This is a genomic window from Leptospira venezuelensis (genome assembly GCF_002150035.1).
GTDB classification, from domain to species: domain Bacteria; phylum Spirochaetota; class Leptospiria; order Leptospirales; family Leptospiraceae; genus Leptospira_B; species Leptospira_B venezuelensis.
Genome location: NZ_NETS01000010.1, coordinates 1,517,784 through 1,537,245 on the forward strand (window position 1 = coordinate 1,517,784; position 19,462 = coordinate 1,537,245).

Genomic DNA, 19,462 nt, shown 5'->3' on the forward strand with positions numbered 1-19,462 from the left:
ATGGCAAGATATAGAGGACCTGTCGTTAAACTAATGAGGAGAGAAGGTGTTAACCTTTACCTCAAATCCAGTTTTACTTTCAATAGAGATAAGTTCCACAAAAAGGGACCTCCTGGAATGCAACCTAAAAGGAAACCGAAAATTTCCGAATACGGTTCTCAGCTTCGTGAAAAACAGAAGTTGAAAAGAGCTTATGGACTTTTAGAAAAACAATTCCGTAGCCTTTATGAAGAAGCGTCTCACGCTCACGGTGTAACCGGTGAAATTCTTCTCCAACTTTTGGAAAGAAGATTGGATAACGCAGTATATCGTTTAGGTTTCGCAGTGACTAGACGTCAGGCGAGAAACTTTATCGCTCATAACCATATTCTGGTAAACGGCGAGAAAGTTGATATTCCATCTTTCCGCTTGAAAGTAGGCGATAAGATCGAGATCAAACCTAAATTCAGAACTTCTGGTTTTATTACCCAGAATATCCAACTGGCTCAGTCTCTGAATAATATTCCTTCTTGGGTGTCTTCTGATTTCATTCAGTTCTCAGGAGAAATTCTGTCTTTGCCGGAACGTCATCATATCGACATTCCAGTGAAAGAACAGGTGATCGTGGAGTTGTACTCCAAGTAATTTTATTGGGAAGGGTTTCTAAGTGTCTCTAAAAAGTTTACTCAAAGGATTTAAACGTCCCAAAAAGATCGAATTTACTACGGAAGCGAATACTCCGAACTACGGAAAATTCGTAGCGGAACCTTTCGAGCGCGGTTTTGCGACCACAATCGGAAACTCTCTTCGTAGAACTCTAATGTCTTCTATCGAAGGTGCGGCTATTTCCGCTCTTCGCATCGAAGGTGTGAACCATGAGTTCTCTTATATCGAAGGAGTCGCTGAAGACGTTACTCGTATCATCCTAAACCTCAAACAAGTTCGTATTAAATACGAGCCAGAGGACAAGGACCAAAGCAAAGTTATCCATTTGGAATTGAAAGGTGCAGGATATTTCAGAGCCGGAGACCTGGCTGTGGATTCTTCCATCGAGATCATGAACCCGGATCTACACATCGCAACTTTGAATGAAGACGCGAACCTTGTATTGGATCTGGAAATTCAAAGAGGAAGAGGATACGTTCCTGCAGAAGATAAGAAGAAGGATATTGAAGTTCTTGGAACTATCCCAATCGACTCTATCTTCTCTCCAGTTCAAAAAGTAATTTTTGAAATTTCTGAGACCCGTGTGGCTCAGAGATCCGATTACGAAAAATTGACTCTGGAAGTTTGGACAGACGGATCCATTTCTCCTGAGGATGCAGTTGCTCAAGCGGCTAAAATCCTTAAAGAACACCTTACAGTATTCATCAACTTCGAAGAAGAATTAGAGGAAGAAGAAGACGAGTTAGACGAAGCAGACGAAAAATTGAAAGCTTCCCTTTCCAAACATGTGGAAGAACTCGAACTTTCTGTACGTTCTCTGAACGTTCTTCGCAGTTTGGAAATCGACTTCGTTGGAGACCTCGTGAAGAGATCTGAAGAAGAGATGTCCAAATCTAAACATTATAGCGAGCAAGGTCTCGCAGAACTGAAGTCAAAACTTGCTGGTTTAGGACTTTCGTTCGGAATGAGAGATTTCTAATATGAACAAAAGAAATAAAGTAAAACATCTCAACCGCGAAAAAGGTCATAGAGACGCTCTGATCAATAACATGATCACTAGTCTTTTCAAATATGAGAGAATCGAATCCACTCAAGCAAAATTGAAAGTGGTTCGTTCTCACGCTGAAAAGATCATCACCAGAGCGAAAAGAAATCTCGCGACTGATATCGCTCCTGCGGTTGCACTTCACAATAAACGTGAAGTTCTAAAAAGAATAAAGGATCGTAATATTGTTACGAAACTTTTTGAAGATATCGCAGTTCGTTATGCGGCTGTAAACGGCGGATACACTAGAATCCTGAAAATGATTAACAGAGCTTCCGACAATTCCGAAGTAGGAATTTTAGAGCTCACTAACAGAAAGGATCGTTCCTCTCTAATCAAAGAGATCAAAGATAAGAGAGAAGCTATTTCCGACGCTAAAAAGGAAAAAGCGGCAGCCCCTGCTCCGGCTAAAAAGGAAAAGGCTCCTAAAAAAGAAGCTGCTCCTAAACCTAAAGCAGCTAAAAAGCCTGCAGCTCCAAAAAAAGCAGTTAAGAAAGCTGCTCCTAAGAAGAAAAAATAATATATATAATCCCCGAAGAGATGGGAGATATATGGGCCCCGGTGTTGGAAACAGCATCGGGGTTTTTTCTTTTTTAGGGATAACGATTGGTGAGAACTGATCGATCAGAATCCTTTCGATTTTAGAAACTCGTCCAGTTTGCCTACGAGTGCACTTTCTCCATCTAACTCTTTAGCCTTTTCTAATACGGATCTTGCGTCTTTGAATTTATTCAGAAGTCTATAATTGTCCGAAAGATTAATCAGGTTCGCTAGACGATGAGGTTGGGTATGCCGGACCTTCTCCGCGGCTTCAGCTGCACGTTGGAATTCCTTCATATGCTTATAACATAAGGACAATAAGAACCAAATATTGTGTGATTCAGGGTCCAAATTCAAATAACGCTCTAACCATTTAGATGCTTTCGGGAATTCTTTTTTATCATAATATATCTGCCCGATCAATCTTGCAGATTCTTTAAAATTTGGAGCCAAGTTCCAGGATAATTCTAGAAGTTCGAGAGCTATTGGTACTTCTTTTTTTGCTATATGTTGTTTCGCTTGATTGTACTTTGCTACTGCATCATTATACTTAGGATGTTCCGGATCTATTAATTCTTTATAACCGATGCGGATGAGAGAAAGGTCATCTGCAATTGCTCCTACTCCGTGCAGCTTGCCTGCGATCGTGTCTAGATCTCCTTTAGAATCTTCTACTATGCGAACGAATAAGTTTTCGTCCTCATTCATTTTCCAATTGATTCCGTCTGAACTGATATTGATATCATCTCTTCCGTCCGAACCTAGAAACAGAACGTCTCCAGGTTGCAGATAAGATTCATGAATTTTAATATTTGCTCCGAATGGAGATCCTAATTTCCATGAGGAAAGTTCTGGTGCCAAGAAAGAAGATCTATCATCTCTGAATAATACAGGCCAAGGATGTTCCGCGTTCAGTATGAATATCTTTCCTGTTTTATCATGTATAAGTCCAAAGATCGCAGAGGCCATCATCGTTCCATCGAATGTTCTGAAAATTTCGTCTAGCTCTCTATGAGTCTGGAGCATCCATGCTTCCGGGTTTATTTCGATTGTTTTTCCATGGCTTGCGGAACGGGACAAAATATTATTCACTGCGGTCCCGAGTACGATTGCTCCTCCAGCACCTTGCAGAGATTTTCCCATTGCATCTCCATTTAAGAAGAAGGTCCATTTTTCCTTTTCAGAACCGAACAGAAGATTGCCGCTAATACAAATGTCCCCGCCTAATTCCGATTCTCTATTTTTGAACGTGAACTTCTTCTTTTGTTCTATATAGAAGATGGTGCTTACATCTTGGGAAGTATTCCAATTTGTCATGAGTGGTTTACTCAAGAGAGAAGTAAGATAATAATCCCCATCCTGCTGCACTTTAAGAGCTTGGATTTCCTCCATTCTTTTTGTGACTTCTATCGTTCTTTCGTCGACCTTTTGTTCAAGCGTGCTTGCATATTCTTCTTCTACCGCGCCTATCCTGCGGAATATTAGGATTACACTTCGCGTAATATAAGATACCACCGCTAAGAATACTAACTTTAAAGACTGTTCAGAAATGGATGCATATCCTGGAGAAATTACCTTTAGTTCGTCTTCGGTGAATTCCACCCCTCTGAAGATGGTGTTAATGATCACAAGTCCTTGCCCTACGACACTGACGATTCCAGAGAGTTTTGCTACCGTAGGAGAAAGTAGAAGTACAGAATAAACGATGAAAATCATATTAATGGCATATAAAACCATCTGCCGGATCACTCCGGAGGCCATATTTCGATCCGTCCACGAAGCGACGAACATGACCACGCATATGATCGTTATATCCGCGATTACGGAAACCTTCCCGACCATGGAAGGAATCATTCCAAATTTCTTATTACAATAATAATTATAGAACGCGTAACCTATCATAGAACTAGTTCCAATGAGGTATGCTGCGTTTTGAACTGCGGAGCTTTGGGTCCAGGATGCGGCAAGCGAGGCTAGAAAAAGTCCCGCTAAACCGAATCGAATTCGATTAATCGTAAGTGGACCGGAGGCTATAATTCGCTCCGTGATGAGTTCCTTTTTTTCTTCCATCCCTAGTCGGCCCTCTTTTGATATCGCCTTATAGTATTTGGATTAGTGAATATATTTTTGAACGTATCATCTACAAATTTTTTACAGAATGTAGGATAGTTGTAAAAATATAATCTCGCCTCCAAATACTTGAGACGGAAAAAAATAAGAGAAAAGTAAGTGGCTTCTTTAAAAACAATCTCGCAATTTATAACTTTCTTTTACTCTTCGGCCGGATAAGCTCTGTGAGTCATTTAACCCGCAAAGTATATTGGGCTCTTTTTTCGTTTATTATTCTTAATATTTAGGTCCGCTTGTAAGATTTATAATGTTTGGATATCAAACGTAAAGTTTGGTCCATATACTACGATAGCGTAATGTAAGGGGATATTGGATGAAAATTGTTTGGGTCATTCTATTTAGCTTAACCGGATTTATAGTTTTGCTTGTGCTCTTTGGGTATTTGCTTCCGAAAGATCATATTGCAAGTGTGGAGAGAAATTTTCCTTCTTCTCCGGAAAATATATACAAAATTATTCGTAATGTTAGTGAATATAAGAATTGGAGAAGCGGCTTAAAGTCTGTATCTATAGAATCTGATAAGATATGGATGGAATCAGATGCTCATGGAAATAATATCCGTTTTGGAATTATCGAGGAACGTTTTCCGAATTATTTAAGAAATAAAATATTAAATGAAGATCTTCCTTTCGGCGGTGGTTGGGAATTTGAGATTAATCAGAATGGCCCAAACTCTAAACTAAAAATAACGGAGAAGGGTTTTGTAACGAATCCTTTATTCAGAGTTCTTTCTAAATTTGTATTTGGTCATGATGCAACTTTGAAAACGTATCTAGAAGATCTTAGTAAAAAATTGGAAGTATCAGAGAAGTGAGTGGGATACGAATGCTCAGAAGAAGTGGATACGACTTGTGAATTAGGATTTAAATTTCTTTTTGTTGGAATTCCAACAAGGCGGAGGAGGCTAAATTCTGCTTGTGAAAGATTCGTTTTTGTGATATGGGAGATCTAGTGTACCCACCGGCCAGCCCCCACCCAAAGAGGGTGGGGCCACCCTCGAACAAATCCAGACCTATAATAAGAACAATAGAATCTTATCCTCTGTTCTTCTCTGCTTGTTTAGAATATTTTCTCTGATAAACAAATCTAATTGCTTCTGCCTCTAACCAAGGGACGGGTTTCCCGCCGCCTAAGATTCTAGATTCTACGAAGGCCTTACTTGCTTTTTCCAAAACCATGCACACTGCATGAGCATCATCTATACTTTTGTGAGCACATAAAGCCCCTGCGTTTTGAAGATAGACTGCATTTCTTCTTCCGATTGCGGAGACTATTTTTTTTAAACCTTTCTCATCGGATACGTTAGGCACCACTTTAGCGTTAGGTCCTACAATTTGAGCCATATCATCTAAATAAGGTCGGACGGTTTCTCCTGCCATGGAACATGTCATCACATTCTCTTGAGTAGAATGAAAGATAACAGTAAATTCGGGTCTCGCTAGATAAAGAGAAAGATGTTGTATTGCTTCATCAGGAATATCTTTCGGAAAGATTTGATTTTCTTCCAAAGGAATTTCTAAAAGAGCGGTCTTAGGCTTCTTGCCGATCGTGTTTAGATCTGCTTTTTTAGGAGTGATCCAAATACTTTTTCCAATCTTAACACTTGCGCATCCGTTCTTCGCTAAAATTCCTTCCTTCACTAATTGAGGGAGAAATTTTTGAAGATCCATTGGGCTATCAGGAGCTTTCATGCTGTTTTTACCAGTCCATAGTTTTTGAGATACCAAGAACGGATAGAATCTCTATCTCCTTTTTTGTAACCGGACACTTTTAAGAATTCTTTCTCAATGAATAGTTGGCAAACCCTCTCTAATTCGAGTGCTACTTGAAAAGCATCTTCCATATCCTTTCCTACACAAAGAGTTCCGTGGTTTGCTAAAAGTACTGCCTTACTTCCTGATTTGTCTAATGCATGGATCGCCATCTTTATCAGCTTTTTAGTTCCAGGCAGAGAATAGTCTGTGCAAAGCACCGGCCCACCGATGATCTTTTTCATCTGCGGATTTAGAACGGGAACATCTTTCCTTGCTGCAGCAACTACTGCGGCTTGTAGTTGGTGAGTGTGAATTACTGCGCCTATATTCGGACGGAGTTTATAAGCTGCAGAATGAAGCCCTTTCTCATAAGAAGGTTTGATCTTTCCGATATGAGTTAGATCTTCGATGTTTACTTGCACGATCTCTTCCGGAGTTAGATCATCGTATGTCCTGCCGGTAGGAGTGATCGCAAAATAATTCTCATCGATACGTTGGCTGATATTTCCCCAAGTTCTTGCGATCAACCCAGACTTAAGAAGTCGGATCCCTGCATCTCTTACGGTTTTTTTGGCCTTATCTATTTCCATTTTCTTCTCCTATTCAGCAGACCTAAAGGATTATACACCTTCGACTTTTTGGAAAACTCTTTCGAATCTTTTTAATGCGTCATCTATTACTGCATCAGTATCCGCAGCACTTGTATACAAGCGACTTCCTGCTAAGGTAACGATACCTTCTGCCATGTAAGCCGCGCCCATTTCTTCCATCGCTTTTTTGCGAGTATGAGCTTCGTGAATTGTAGACTTGATCTTCCAGAATTTTTTGATATCGATCTCTAAAAGCATAGTCCCAACTGTTTCCAAATGGCAGATAGATCCTTGGTTGAATGCCACGAAAGGTAGATTATACTTCTTAATTAATTTTTGTAAACCAGCAGTGATCCTATCTCCTGCTCTTCCCGCTTTTTCGCAGGCTTTTTGTTTTTCGATCTCAAGAAGAGTATAATATCCTGCAGCAGAGCTAAGAGGGTTTGCTGCCATAGTTCCACCGATCAGGGCCTTTTTTACACCTGTTTGGAGTCCCGCAGAAAGATACTTCATGTATTCTTTCTTACCACCCAATCCACCAGCAGAAGGATAACCACCTGCAACCACTTTACCGAATACAGTTAGATCAGGAGTAACTCCATAATAACCTTGAGCGCCGCTCAATCCAATACGGAATGCAGTAACAACTTCATCAAAAATTAATAATGCTCCGTATTTGTCGCAAAGCTCTCTGACTCCTTTATTGAAGTCCATATCGATAGGGCGAGTTCCACTTTCTGGTCCAATCGGTTCTAGGATAACTGCAGCAGTACCGCCTCTCCAACGGTTTCCTTTTAAGGTTTTTTCTAATGCGTTTAGATCATTCGGATAGAATTCTTGAGTATATTTGAAAACATGTTTAGGAATTCCGTGAGATTCGAAATGTCTTGTGCCTGGAAGACGAAGCCCATAAGCAAGTTGATCACTCCAACCGTGATAAGCTCCGCCCATCTTTACTATATTTTTCTTTTTAGTAGCAAGTCTTGCGACGCGGATAGAAGCCATACAAGCTTCTGTTCCGGATCCTAACATACGGAACATTTGCACCGAAGGCATATGTTCTACAATCTTCTCCGCAAGTCTTAACTCATACTCATGGAATAAACCAGTCACTGGTCCTGTGGTTTCCAGAAGTTTAACAACCTTCTTACGAATACTAAGAGGGTTACTTCCCAAAACTGTAGGACCTCCTGCTTGTAGGAAATCTATGTATTTGTTCCCATCTAGGTCAAATAAATGAGCTCCAGATGCCTTAGTGAAAACAAGAGGGAACGGATAATTGAATGCGAGATTATGCTGTACTCCGCCTGGAATATATTCGGATGCTTCCGCAATCATTGTCTTGGATTTAGAGCATTTCTTCTCAAAATATTCCTGAAGGTATTTCTCCATTTCATTCTTCTTAATGGAGCGAATTGGCTGGCGAATCAGGTCATGAAGTTGTTTATAAACCCCTTTTACGTCAGGGTATTGAGAAATTGCGAAGCCGGTGGACATATCTTTTTCCTTTTTTTACGGAATATAGGTTGACAGTGAGTGAATACTCACTCACTGTCAACTAGAAAATACAGAAAAGAAGCTCCCGGGAAAATTTTCCGTATTCCGGAGCTTAGGAACCGCTCAGGTAGTAAATATAGGGAAGTACTGTGGCCGAATTTTCCACTTCAAAATACAATAGAGATACTTTCGATAAGATCCCGGAAGAAAAAAGGACCAGGATACTTTCCGTGGCAATCGCAGAATTTGCAAACCGAGGTTTCAATAATGCGAATACGAATATTATTGCGAAGAAGGCCGGCATCAGCGTCGGGTCCTTATATAAATACTTTGATACAAAAGAAGATTTTTTTCTAACTGCTGTTGGCTATGGGATCCACCAATTAGAAAAAACTCTTGAAGAAGTCTTAAGCGAAGAAAGTGATCTTTTCGGTAAGATTGAAAGAATATTAAGAATTATCCAAAAACATTCCAGAGAAAATAGAGATATCATTCGTTTATACAATGAGATCACTGCGGAAGGAAATTCGGAATTGATCCGAGGACTTTCCTCCGATATGGAAAGTGTTTCTGCAAAAGTATATACTTCCTTATTGGCGGAGGCTAAGAAATCGGGATCTGTCGGCAAAGATGTAGACGAAAAAATTTTCGCCTTCTGCATTGATAATCTTTTTATGATACTCCAATTTTCTTACGCAACGGAGTACTATCGTGAAAGAATGAAAGTTTATTTAGGGAAAGACTTTGATAACGATGAGAAGGTTGTAAAAGGAATGATGTCTTTTATCAGGAGAGCGTTAGAGAAGAAGTAGATCCAGGATCTATTCAAAAATCGAACTTTTTCATTAAGCCAAGTTCAATCGATTGAGATTTTGAAATCGGAATATTCTGACTAGCAATTATATTAAAGATAATCTGCCTTTCTAAGTCATTTGGCCAATTAGACTTAATTGGACTCGACTTTGCTAACATAGAGCTTAGTTTGTATTTCCATTCGAAAAGGTTTATACCGATCCATAATGAAAGTCCATTTGAAAAATGATAGAAAAGTTTTAATCCGAAATGGAATCCATAAGCTTTCCATTTCATTTCGTCATACATATTCAGTATGCCTCCGAATGGAATAGGGCCAGTGCTTGAAACTAACGGTTGATATGAAAGTTCAGAATAATTCCTATCTCCTTTCAGAGAAAGCGCATAAGTTTCTATTCTTGTCTCCCAAAGCCTTCCGAATAAAATATTCAATTTCGTTCCAAAAATTTCACCTTTCAAATTTTCTTTAATTTCAACATTACGCTTCCCGTAAGATATCGAATCTGATTGAAAAAATAGAACCTTAGATGTATGGTCTTCACTCGTACTGGAAGATTCTAATTGTCCTGCTAACAATCGAAACTCGATTGAGGAATTAGAATATATTGGATAGGAAATATCGGCTTTAGTAATGTTTTGTCGGCTTGGATAAGATCCGGAAGTTATATAAGAGTATTCTCCGGAAGGTATATTATCGGCAAAAAGTGCGCTTGTTTGGTATGTTTGTTCATTAAAACTATTTCTAGTTAGAGAAATGCCTAATTTTTTCCAATAATAATTAATCGTGAGACTATAGAAATAATCTCCTTTTTGTTTTGGGGGATTTGAAGATCCCAAGCTTCCGAAATTCCGAAACGCATCTGAATTTTGATAACGATGAGTATATTCCTCTCCAGGCAAAGCATATTTTCCCCATCCCGCACCCAATAGAAATTCCAGTTTTTGATTGGATTGTTCATTCTTACTTTCGTTTATAACTAAATTCTCCTGCGGTTTAGGGAGTTCGGTTTTAAATTCCTGTTCTGAGTAATTTGGAGATAAGGATAGGATCTTATCTTTATGGGAAGGAAAATCGGGAGGATTATTTTCTGTATTCGGGTTACTGGGGAGTTCGAAAGTTTCTTCCAATGCCTTAATGTTGTCGGGAATCATAGAACTACCTATCTTTGGAAAAGATTTTACATCATTCAAATTTTCAATAAAACGTTTTTCTAATTTACCTTCTACTCCTCCTTTTGTTTTAATTTTTATATAACTTTCCGTTTCTTCGATGATTTTTCCGTGTATGGTCGTGCCGTTCTTAAGCTGGATCTTTTTTTCTTCACTAGGTGAAATATAAAAGGGAAATGATATCGCAATGGTTAATAATATACCCCTGAAAATATGCATATGGAAAAATTTTTGCCAAGGGCTTATAGAACAATCAATATTTACATAGAAGTAAGATAGACTTTCATTATGAGCCGGATTTAAATATTCTAGATGTTAATTATTTGTTCAAAACTCGAACCGTTTCATCAAACCTATTTCAACTGATTGAGATCTGGAAGAAGGAATATCGGATTTCGCGATTAGATTTACTAAACCTTGTCTATTGATCTCTGCAGCTGCAGTTAATTCTCGATTGACCGAAAAATTTGCTAAATAATCCAACTTATATTGCCATTCAATTGAATTCGTTCCGAGCCAAATGGAGAGGCCATTATTAAAATGGTAAAAAATTTTAACATCGTAATTTTGTCCCTTCGCTCTCCATTTAACCTTTTCAATGATAGCGGATATTAAAATTGTCGGCTCTCCAGGAGTAACAAGATCGATTGGATATGCAGCGGCGGGGATAATTGCGTTGTAACTTCGATTCCCGCTTAAGGAAAGATAATAAGATTCTAATCTTATCTCCCAATGGTCAGTGATCGGGAACGATAATTTTAAACCAGTTATCCATCCTTGCAAAGCTTCGGAAATATTTCCGTCGTGGAACCCGCTATAAGGCAGTCTGGAGGTTCCATAATTATAGACCGCAAATAATGTATTATCATCGTTTATGCTTCCATAGGATTGAAGTAATCCGACTAATGGGCGGATTTTTATTATAGAATTAGAATATATTAAATAAGCTAAATCCCCCTTGCTGATGTTTTGATTTTCGGGAAGTTCACTTAGAGAAGAGAATGGGACTGGGGCCCCGCTTGTTAAATCCTGAAAATATCCTAGGTTTTTGTGATTGGTTTTACCTCTGTATTGATGATATTCCAAAGAAACAGATATTTTTTTCCAATAATAGTTTAAGCCGAAGCTGTTTGACAGGTTTTCTTTGCTGCTATTATGAATCGGTGAACTTACCGTTTGGTCAGTAATGCCGACTTCGATATCTTGGTATCGATCGGAGAATTTTAAACCGGGTGATTGATATCCGCCGGACCCAATCCCTCCATAAATTTCTAATTTATGATCTTTTATTTCCGATGCGTATTCGATTGATTTCGTTTTTGCTTTATCGTTCTCTGGTGGTGTTTCAAAAGACTCAATTTTCGAGTTCGGTTCTTTGGAAGGAATTTCTGTAAATGGAGGGAGTTCTTCAGGCTGAGGTTTTTGGTTTACTTCTTCTTTTCTTTGATTGGATTCCAAAATAGGATCCGTTTCTTGCGCTTCATTAGAAACTGATCTTGTTTCTTTCGGAAAATTCGGAGCTTCACCGAAAATATTCTCAATAAAACGTTTTTCTAATTTTCCTTCCACTCCTCCCTTCGTTTTTATCCTAATGTAGATATCCGTTTCTTCTATGATAGTTCCTTGGATAGATATGCCGTTTTTCAAAAGAATTTTCTTTTCTTCGTTCGGTATTATATAGAAAGGGAAAGACAGCACAACGGCTAATAGTACCTTTCTGAGAACATGCATATGGGAAACTTTTTGTTAGGAGCATATAGAACAACTAATATTTATAAGGAGAATAAGAGAGATTGACCGTTAAACGGTAATTTTATATGGCCGGTGGCTAATTCTTCGAGATAAACTCAAACCTCTTCATCACCCCAAATTCCAAAATTGCCGATCTACTTTCGGAATTGATTGTTTTGCCTATTGCTTCCATTAACTTTTGTTGTAATAGATAAGCACTTGGATTGCTTAAGTCTACCCCAATTAATCCGTCTTTGGATGAGAAAGTTGTTTGGAAATAGGAATTCAAACTATATTTCCATTCGTAAAACTGAAACCCCGCGTAGATCGAAAGAGTTGGAGTAATTCTATAAACCAAACGATATAGAAATTGGAAACCAGTCGCATCCCAAGATATATTCTGACCCTGTTTAATGAATGCAACCTGAGATAAGTTTGTTGGAGCGAGAGAAGAAAGGATACTTCCGTTTTGGTGTCCTGAAAGAGTTAGATTATGATATTCTAATCTATTTTCCCATCTTTCTCCCATTCGTATCGTTGCTTTTAATCCGATAGTATGACCTTTGAGTGTTTCATCAAACTTCATTACACCTTGCGAATATAAATATAATCCAGTTTCGATATAATAGGATGTGGATAAATTTGTATCGTGTGATTGTCCCCAGAAATATTGGTATCCGATCGTAGGTCTTAGATCGAATCTTTCGTTTGTAAATGCAAGAAAGGATAATTCGTTTTTCAAAGAACTCTGTCTTTCAGGAAAACTTCCGGTGCTTTGTATCATCCCGCTTGCGTAAGAATGACTATCATATGTACTTCTATTTCCAAGATATGACCCAGTAATCCCTCCGGACCATCTTTTCCAAGTATAGATTCCTCCATAAGTTTGGGATAATTCTGGAGAATGTTTTGGACTATCAATTATTGTAGGTAGAATCCCGGAGGCTAATCCAAGTTTGTTTTGGATTTGCACTGGAAGTCCTTGCGTCTCTGGAGAATATCTTCCCGCTCCTAAACCAAAATAAATCTCTAAGTCATTTCTCTTTAACTGATCTATATGAAAATTAATAATAGGTTTTATAGGTTCTGCAGTTGGTAGGGCAGGGGATTGATCTACTTGCGCGGGTTTTTTCTCTTCTTGAGGAAGTTTTACAGGTTCATTGAAACTAACCGTATTGATTTCAGATTTGTTTAACTGTATCGTTTTTCCCTCTACAGTTTTGATCGTCATGTTAGTCGCGGTCTGTTGTAATATTTCTGCACGGATGATTTGGCCATTCTTTAGATAGATGGTTTTCGTTTCCGCAAACAAGGCGACGACAGGTATTAGCAAGAAAGCGAAAGGTAGAAGGAACCGAAATAGAATCAATTTCATCTGCGACGTATTCTTGTAGGTTGCAATAATTTAACGTTCTTAATTTCGATTTGTAAATTAACTTCAATTACTGAGAGAATTCAAATCTTTTCATAACTCCGAATTCTAATGACGAAGCCTTGCTCGTGGCCGGTGTCATTTTTGCTGTGGAAGTTAATAGAAAATCTATAGCAACCAATTCTGCTGCCGGGCTGGGGTTGTCTATATTGGCTAACCCATTGAAAGATTGATCAAATGATTTTATAGAATATTTCCATTCGAAAGCTTGGACTCCTACCCAAAAAGAAAGAGTGGTTGTCCATTTATAGAATAGTTTATAAGAAAAATTGAATCCTTTCGCATCCCATAGTATATTGCTCTGAATTACTCCATAATCGAAAAAATTAGGAGTGTTAAGCATTGTCAAACTTCCATTTCCGTATTGAGCACCGGAAAGAATTAGATAATGTAGCTCTATTCTATGCTCCCATCGCTCTCCTTGTCTGATTGTGGTTTTTAATCCGACAGAAGGTCCTTTTAACTTTTCCAGAAAGTAATAATGGTATTTAAAGAAGGAAGTCAGATCATTTCCGTTATATCCGGTCGAAATTGTATTATTGTCGTCCGTCTTCCCCCAAAACTGAGAATAACCAAAGCTAGGTCTTAGATCGAACCTTTGATTACTGTACACTAAAAATGAGATATCGGCTTTTAAGGAGCTTTGTTTTTCCGGAAATGTTCCAGCGATCTCTTGCAGGCTTCCAGAGTTAGAGTATACCTTTACTCTGTCAGAAGTTTGGCCACTGAAATGATTTCCGCTCAGACCAAATGCGAACTTTTTCCAATAGTATGTGGCACCCATACTATATGCTAATCCTCTTTTATAACTAGGAGTATCATGGTCAGGTGGAAGCTGTCCAGTTAGTAAATTGGCTTTTACCGAGGCTTCATTCAAATAGGATTCTGTAGGCGGCCGGTAAGTTCCAAGTCCTGCTCCGAAGAATAACTCTATGTCCTTTCTTTTAGTTTGATCGATTGTATAAGGACTTGCAGACTTGTCTGCTTCTGGTTCGGACTTTTTAGCTGGTTCTGGCGTTGGAGGAGGCGGTTCTTCCACAACTGTAGTTTGCTGTTTTAATCGCTCTTCGGACTCTTTCTTTTCTTGAATAGTAGGCTCTTTGTAGCTAACTCTTTGGATCTCTTTCTTATTGAGTTGTTTGATCTTTCCATCTTCCATTTTGATCTGCATTGTGGTTGCAGTTTGTTGAACGACTTCTCCGCGCAAGATTTGTCCGTTCCTCATGTAGATTGTTTGCAATTCTGCAAATAGTTCAACTACGGGGGAAGATAATAAAAGGATTAATAAGCAGATTCTTATGTTGGAACTTCCCATAACGTGGGATATTAGAACGTATGTATCTTGGAGAGGCAATAAATTATTAAATATGTTTAAATAAAAGATGTTCCAGTTTGTTAGTCTTTTTGGATGGAGGTGGTTTTTTGCTGACCGGCTAGATCTTTAAGATTACCCTAAACGGGAAAAAATACGCGCGACAAGAGCTATTTAACACCTGTTTATTTTATGGGCTCATTAATCTTTCTTAGGCTACTGGATTTTTTCTTTCCTTTGTTTTGTGGGATTTGCGGGAGAGAGGACTTCTTTTCTTTAAAAGTTGGCCTCTGCAAAAGATGCGCTTATGCAACTCGCAGTTCTAAGGTATCGCACAGATGTGATGTATGTTCTTCTCCATTACGGACCCCTCTTACAGTTTGTGAGTTTTGCGATTCCAGAAATGTATTCTTTACCAAAATGTTCGGTCTTAGAGATCGAACGGATCTTTCAGGAGAATTATTAAATAAACTGAAATCAAATAATGAGTATCCTGTTTCTATTTTTCTTTCTTTGGGAATCCGAAAAACTTTAAGGGAGTTGAATAACTTGGATATAGATGCTTGTATCCTACTTCCAAGTTATTCTAAAAGGAAAATTGTTAATTCGAATCTTAGGCCGTTCTCTCCGAGTAGCAGGTTGTATGAAGAAACAAAAAGAATATTAAAAATACCTTTAATAGATCCATTAATTAAGATAAGCTCAGAAAGACAGGCGGGCAAAAGTTTTTCAGAAAGATTTTTCCATGCTCATTCTGCTTGGGAGATCGGACCGACTTGGAAGGATCGTTGCCCATCCAAAATATTATTGTTGGACGATGTATTTACGACTGGTGCGAGTGTGAACGAGGCGAGTAGAATTCTGAAGAAGAATGGTACAAAGTCGGTTTACGTTTTAACCTATCTTAGGGTCTCGGATTAAACTTGACTAATCTATATATCCGTTTAGTATAGATGCGAGAAGATGATTCGAAAAATTCTACATGTGGATATGGACGCGTTTTATGCTTCTGTAGAACAAAGGGATAATCCGAGTTATAGAGGTAAGCCAATCATTGTTGGAGGTCCTCCGGATTCCAGGGGAGTAGTATGTGCTGCAAGTTATGAGGCTAGGAAATTCGGAGTTCGATCCGCAATGTCTTGTTCTCAAGCGGCGAGACTTTGTCCTTCGGGGATTTTTGTAACTCCTCGTTTTGAAGCATACAAAAAAGTATCTTCTAAGATTCGGCAGATTTTTTTAGAGTACACTGATCTAGTGGAAATGCTTTCTTTAGACGAGGCATTTTTAGACGTCACTCAAAATAAGAAAAATATTCCGTATGCTAGTCAGGTGGCAAAAGAGATCAGAGAGAAAATTCTCGAAGAAACACAGTTAACCGCGTCCGCCGGAGTCTCCATCAATAAATTTTTAGCCAAAATTGCTACAGACCAAAATAAGCCGGACGGAATGACAATTGTCCGTCCGGAACAAATTGAAAAATTTATAGATTCCCTTGATGTTTCCGTATTTCCGGGAATTGGAAAAGTTACATTAAAAAAAATGCATGCACTTGGGATCAAAAAAGGAAAAGATCTAAAAGAAAAAAGTCTGGAGATGTTAGATCAAAATTTTGGTAAATCAGGGCGCTGGTTCTACGCTGTATGCAGAGGTTTGGACGATAGACCGGTAGAACCTTTTCGAGAAAGAAAATCCTTAGGTGCCGAGTCTACATTCGCTAAGGACTTAGAAAATAGCTCCGAGATATTCAGAGAACTTTCGGATATTGCAGAAGAATTAGAAAGAAGGCTTTTACAAAAATCTTTTCCTGGAAAAACAATCACTTTAAAAGTGAAATTTTCAGACTTCACCCAAAAGACCAGAAGTATTACGGAAGATTATTCCTATATAGACAAAAATGAACTCTATCGGATCGGATCTAAACTTTTGGAAGAATTTATATTAGAATCCGGTAAAGCTATTTTTCCTATCCGCTTATTGGGTTTAAGTCTTTCTCATCCGGAAAGTTCTTCTAAAAATTCACAAGCCAAAAATGAAGATCAAGAGTATCTATTCCCTTCTTTGTTCTAAACTATTTCGATGTGTCTCCGTCTATCCCAGAAGGGACTAAGTTTGCAATACCCTGTCTCAGATTTGCCCATTCTTGCCGGCATTTTTTGTCTGAATCTTTTTCTTCATTATAATGAAGCATAGATCTTCCGGCAGCAAGTCCTGCTAATTTAGAATTATCGAATATCTTCCATGCTATGCTCAGGATAAATAATCCCACAAAAGGTAATGCAATTTTTAGGATCCCATGATGTTTAGAGTCCATAATAGAACCTAAGAACGTGCAAATTGAGCCGATGCTGAATAGATACCAACCTATATAAAAATAATCTTCTGCAATCTCGGAAGCATTATTGATCATGTATCTGCAAAAAGATCCGTCCATTTCCACTAATTCTTTTTTTCCGGAAGGCAGAAGGTTTTCTATAAAAGGTTTTTCCAATCGAGATTTTCCTAAATAAGGTTGGATCTCTAAGAATAGATTAATCCCCAAATACAACATTCCCAAGATAAATACGATAAAAAACGGTCTATATATAAGTTTAGTTCTTTCAGTAGATCTATACACTTCCAATTCGGATTCGGGGATTCCCATCTTCTTGGAAATCCTGTCCTTGTATTGTTGAAATGCTAGGTTATCCATAAATGGAATATAATCTGTAGCGGGAAGAGAATCTTTCGTTTCTTTACTTTGCAGCCAAACATTTACTTCGTTTAATGCTTTGGCTTTCGAAACCTTGAAATAGGGAAAAATAAGGCGGATCAGAAACATATTGTTTTCCTAATGTATAAAATCAGCTGAAAAGGATTGGCTGGTCAGATTAGGAAATCTTTAATAAGTAGGCAAGGTGATTTTAAGGAAAGAAAAGCGGAGAAGATTAAAACTTCTCTAAAATAGCTAAAATTTCTTTCCCATATTGCCTAACTTTGGCTTCCCCCATTCCTTTGATCGCCATTAGGTCGTCCAGGGTTTCTGGTTTTTGGGAAACAATTCTAGAAAGTACAGGATTTTGGATTACCATAAACTTCTTCCATTTGTTACGCCTTGCAATCCTGTCTCTGAAGTTTTTGAGTTCATTTAGAATTAGTTTGTCCCCGCTGAGTGGGACTTTTTTGCGAAGTTTGTCTGGATCATCGAAAGATGGTTTAGGTTTTCCGAATGCAGTTAGATAAATTTTAGGATATTTATCCCCTTTAACCGAAAGTTTTTTGGTCTTCTGCCAATCTTCCAGAAGTTTGAAGATCGATTCTTCGGGAATATGCTTTAAAGAAGAATAATATTGTGACTTGTCCAATCTTCTGCGAAGTATGTCCTTGGATTTTGCTCCTCTTAATGTGCCTGCTATGATCTTTTTTCCGAATTTTGCAGGATATTCTGAGATCAAACCTTCTATCGATTTGATCTCATCAGACTCGAAAATATGAGATTCTTTTTCCTTTTTCTTCTCTGCTTTTAATCTTTCTCTTTCAGTATAAGCAAGCCTTGCAGAGTGAGAGGAAGCTGAATCTGTACAAGTATCACAGGATCCACAGCTGGAAATTTCTTCTCCAAAATAATCGCATAAGATTTTTTGTCTGCATTCAGGAGAACTTACATATGATTTTACGTGAGAGAGTAGGGTTTCTCCTCCCTTATAATTCGCTTCTTTTGATAAAAGAAAACTTTGAACACTTAAATCGCCGGGTAAAAAGAATAATATGCAATCCGAATTTTTTCCGTCCCTCCCAGCTCTCCCGGCTTCTTGGTAATAACTTTCTAAAGAAGAAGGTACCTGATAATGAAGGACCAATCTCACGTTCGGGCTATCCAATCCCATTCCGAATGCGTTTGTCGCTACGAGTATATTCGTTTTTCCGGATGAATATCCTTCTTGGGCTTTTTCTCTGCTGGAATCCGTTCTTCCAGCATGATATTTTCCTACTTTGTATCCTGATTTGCGGAGAAGTTCGTAAATTTCGTCCACTTTTGCGCGAGTAGAGCAATAGATTATTACTTTTCCTGAGATCGATTTTTGAAAATTACCCTTTTCTAATATTTCCAAAAGTAAACTTTCTTTTTCTCTTTCGGAGTCTGGATACACTACCGAAAATTTTAAATTTTCTCTGGCATATGTTCCTTGCACGTGTAAAGGGAGTTTTAATCCTAAACTATCCGAGATATCTTTTTTGACCCTATCTGTCGCCGTTGCAGTAAGAGCTACCCAAGGAGTTCCTTCCTTTAAGTAAGAACGTAATGTATGTAGTTTTCTGTATTCGGGCCGAAAATCATGACCCCATTGAGAAACACAATGGGCCTCGTCTACTGCCATCAAACTAACTGGCAGTTTAGGAAGAAGATTTAAGAAAGAACGAGAGACTGCTCGTTCAGGAGAAATATATAATATTCTAATCTTGCCAGTTGCAGCTGAAGATAATACTCTAACTTGTTCCAGATCATCTTGTGTAGAATTACAATAAGCAGCTTGGATACCTCTCGCTTTTAAACCGTCCACTTGGTCTTTCATTAAAGCAATTAAAGGAGAGATTACAATCGTAAGAGAACTTGCCTCTGCAAAGGAGGGCAATTGGTAGATGAGAGATTTCCCCCCGCCTGTAGGAAGAATTGCGAGCACGTCCTTTTTTCCCAATAAGGCCTGTACTGCTTCCCATTGGCCTTGTCTAAATTGAGAAAAACCGAAATGGGTATGTAGGATCTTTTTCCAATCCTCTATCGAAGAGGAGGCTGTTCCAGTGTTAGCAGACAAGTTGAAACTTCTT

Annotated in this window: 17 protein-coding genes; 7 read left to right on the forward strand and 10 right to left on the reverse strand. The window is 38.4% G+C overall.

What is annotated here, in order from left to right:
• Genes rpsD through rplQ form a run of 3 tightly spaced genes read left to right on the forward strand, consistent with a single transcriptional unit; the run spans window position 1 to window position 2,210 of the window.
• The gene (rpsD, locus tag B1C82_RS14465) at window positions 1-624 is read left to right on the forward strand and encodes a 30S ribosomal protein S4 (RefSeq protein WP_086448214.1); all 624 of its coding nucleotides are present in this window, start codon (window positions 1-3) and stop codon (window positions 622-624) included.
• A gap of 22 nt (window positions 625-646) precedes the next feature.
• Entirely contained in the window at window positions 647-1,624 is a 978-nt protein-coding gene (locus B1C82_RS14470; RefSeq protein WP_008593478.1) for a DNA-directed RNA polymerase subunit alpha, read from the forward strand.
• A gap of 1 nt (window position 1,625) precedes the next feature.
• Window positions 1,626-2,210, forward strand: a complete 585-nt coding sequence (rplQ, locus tag B1C82_RS14475; protein ID WP_086448215.1) for a 50S ribosomal protein L17 — start codon at window positions 1,626-1,628, stop codon at window positions 2,208-2,210.
• A gap of 104 nt (window positions 2,211-2,314) precedes the next feature.
• Here the strand turns inward: rplQ and B1C82_RS14480 are convergent, their stop codons facing one another.
• A complete protein-coding gene (locus tag B1C82_RS14480; RefSeq protein WP_086448216.1) occupies window positions 2,315-4,300 on the reverse strand; it encodes a PP2C family protein-serine/threonine phosphatase in 1,986 nt (661 codons plus the stop codon).
• A 373-nt stretch (window positions 4,301-4,673) separates the two neighbouring features.
• On the opposite strand from B1C82_RS14480, the gene B1C82_RS14485 reads away from it, so the two are divergent.
• A complete protein-coding gene (locus B1C82_RS14485) occupies window positions 4,674-5,174 on the forward strand; it encodes an LIC10604 family protein (protein WP_086448217.1) in 501 nt (166 codons plus the stop codon).
• 220 nt (window positions 5,175-5,394) lie between these two features.
• On the opposite strand, the gene B1C82_RS14490 is transcribed toward B1C82_RS14485, so the two are convergent.
• Genes B1C82_RS14490 through B1C82_RS14500 form a run of 3 tightly spaced genes read right to left on the reverse strand, consistent with a single transcriptional unit; the run spans window position 5,395 to window position 8,201 of the window.
• A complete protein-coding gene (locus B1C82_RS14490; RefSeq protein ID WP_086448218.1) occupies window positions 5,395-6,051 on the reverse strand; it encodes a class II aldolase/adducin family protein in 657 nt (218 codons plus the stop codon).
• A complete protein-coding gene (locus B1C82_RS14495) occupies window positions 6,048-6,704 on the reverse strand; it encodes a class II aldolase/adducin family protein (RefSeq protein ID WP_086448219.1) in 657 nt (218 codons plus the stop codon). The genes B1C82_RS14490 and B1C82_RS14495 overlap by 4 nt, the downstream gene beginning before the upstream one ends.
• Window positions 6,705-6,734: 30 nt before the next feature.
• On the reverse strand, window positions 6,735-8,201 hold the full coding sequence (locus B1C82_RS14500) for an aspartate aminotransferase family protein (protein ID WP_086448220.1): 1,467 nt from the start codon (window positions 8,199-8,201) through the stop codon (window positions 6,735-6,737).
• 149 nt (window positions 8,202-8,350) lie between these two features.
• Here B1C82_RS14500 and B1C82_RS14505 point away from each other — a divergent pair, with 149 nt between their 5' ends.
• Complete coding sequence (locus B1C82_RS14505) at window positions 8,351-9,013, forward strand: TetR/AcrR family transcriptional regulator (protein ID WP_086448221.1); 663 nt, start codon at window positions 8,351-8,353, stop codon at window positions 9,011-9,013.
• A 13-nt stretch (window positions 9,014-9,026) separates the two neighbouring features.
• Here B1C82_RS14505 and B1C82_RS14510 read toward each other — a convergent pair whose 3' ends face one another.
• From B1C82_RS14510 to B1C82_RS14525, 4 genes are all read right to left on the reverse strand, one after another.
• Window positions 9,027-10,403 carry a hypothetical protein gene (locus tag B1C82_RS14510; RefSeq protein WP_086448222.1) on the reverse strand — a complete coding sequence of 459 codons (1,377 nt, stop codon included), beginning with the start codon at window positions 10,401-10,403 and terminating at the stop codon, window positions 9,027-9,029.
• Window positions 10,404-10,511: 108 nt separating this feature from the next.
• Window positions 10,512-11,831: a hypothetical protein gene (locus B1C82_RS14515; RefSeq protein ID WP_157894139.1), complete on the reverse strand. Its 1,320-nt coding sequence runs from the start codon at window positions 11,829-11,831 to the stop codon at window positions 10,512-10,514.
• Window positions 11,832-12,012: 181 nt separating this feature from the next.
• On the reverse strand, window positions 12,013-13,290 hold the full coding sequence (locus tag B1C82_RS14520; RefSeq protein WP_086448224.1) for an LA_0442/LA_0875 N-terminal domain-containing protein: 1,278 nt from the start codon (window positions 13,288-13,290) through the stop codon (window positions 12,013-12,015).
• 67 nt (window positions 13,291-13,357) lie between these two features.
• Window positions 13,358-14,662, reverse strand: coding sequence for an LA_0442/LA_0875 N-terminal domain-containing protein (locus B1C82_RS14525; protein WP_411550338.1), 1,305 nt, complete (start codon window positions 14,660-14,662; stop codon window positions 13,358-13,360).
• Between the two features lie 189 nt (window positions 14,663-14,851).
• Here B1C82_RS14525 and B1C82_RS14530 point away from each other — a divergent pair, with 189 nt between their 5' ends.
• Both B1C82_RS14530 and dinB read left to right on the forward strand, forming a co-directional pair.
• On the forward strand, window positions 14,852-15,580 hold the full coding sequence (locus B1C82_RS14530; RefSeq protein ID WP_086448225.1) for a ComF family protein: 729 nt from the start codon (window positions 14,852-14,854) through the stop codon (window positions 15,578-15,580).
• 42 nt (window positions 15,581-15,622) lie between these two features.
• Window positions 15,623-16,726 (forward strand): DNA polymerase IV, encoded by a 1,104-nt coding sequence (gene dinB / locus B1C82_RS14535; protein ID WP_086448226.1) that lies wholly within the window; start codon window positions 15,623-15,625, stop codon window positions 16,724-16,726.
• Window position 16,727: 1 nt separating this feature from the next.
• Here the strand turns inward: dinB and B1C82_RS14540 are convergent, their stop codons facing one another.
• Complete coding sequence (locus B1C82_RS14540; RefSeq protein WP_086448227.1) at window positions 16,728-17,477, reverse strand: hypothetical protein; 750 nt, start codon at window positions 17,475-17,477, stop codon at window positions 16,728-16,730.
• A gap of 106 nt (window positions 17,478-17,583) precedes the next feature.
• Window positions 17,584-19,449: a RecQ family ATP-dependent DNA helicase gene (locus B1C82_RS14545; protein ID WP_086448228.1), complete on the reverse strand. Its 1,866-nt coding sequence runs from the start codon at window positions 19,447-19,449 to the stop codon at window positions 17,584-17,586.
• Between the last annotated feature and the right edge of the window lie 13 nt (window positions 19,450-19,462).

Bases quoted from the DNA above. Each gene is read 5' to 3' on its own strand.
- rpsD (WP_086448214.1), top strand. From the start codon at position 1: ATGGCAAGATATAGAGGACCTGTCGTTAAACTAATGAGGAGAGAAGGT.
- rplQ (WP_086448215.1), top strand. From the start codon at position 1,626: ATGAACAAAAGAAATAAAGTAAAACATCTCAACCGCGAAAAAGGTCAT.
- B1C82_RS14480 (WP_086448216.1), bottom strand. From the start codon at position 4,300: ATGGAAGAAAAAAAGGAACTCATCACGGAGCGAATTATAGCCTCCGGT.
- B1C82_RS14485 (WP_086448217.1), top strand. From the start codon at position 4,674: ATGAAAATTGTTTGGGTCATTCTATTTAGCTTAACCGGATTTATAGTT.
- B1C82_RS14490 (WP_086448218.1), bottom strand. From the start codon at position 6,051: ATGAAAGCTCCTGATAGCCCAATGGATCTTCAAAAATTTCTCCCTCAA.
- B1C82_RS14495 (WP_086448219.1), bottom strand. From the start codon at position 6,704: ATGGAAATAGATAAGGCCAAAAAAACCGTAAGAGATGCAGGGATCCGA.
- B1C82_RS14500 (WP_086448220.1), bottom strand. From the start codon at position 8,201: ATGTCCACCGGCTTCGCAATTTCTCAATACCCTGACGTAAAAGGGGTT.
- B1C82_RS14510 (WP_086448222.1), bottom strand. From the start codon at position 10,403: ATGCATATTTTCAGGGGTATATTATTAACCATTGCGATATCATTTCCC.
- B1C82_RS14520 (WP_086448224.1), bottom strand. From the start codon at position 13,290: ATGAAATTGATTCTATTTCGGTTCCTTCTACCTTTCGCTTTCTTGCTA.
- B1C82_RS14525 (WP_411550338.1), bottom strand. From the start codon at position 14,662: ATGGGAAGTTCCAACATAAGAATCTGCTTATTAATCCTTTTATTATCT.
- B1C82_RS14530 (WP_086448225.1), top strand. From the start codon at position 14,852: ATGGGCTCATTAATCTTTCTTAGGCTACTGGATTTTTTCTTTCCTTTG.
- dinB (WP_086448226.1), top strand. From the start codon at position 15,623: ATGATTCGAAAAATTCTACATGTGGATATGGACGCGTTTTATGCTTCT.
- B1C82_RS14540 (WP_086448227.1), bottom strand. From the start codon at position 17,477: ATGTTTCTGATCCGCCTTATTTTTCCCTATTTCAAGGTTTCGAAAGCC.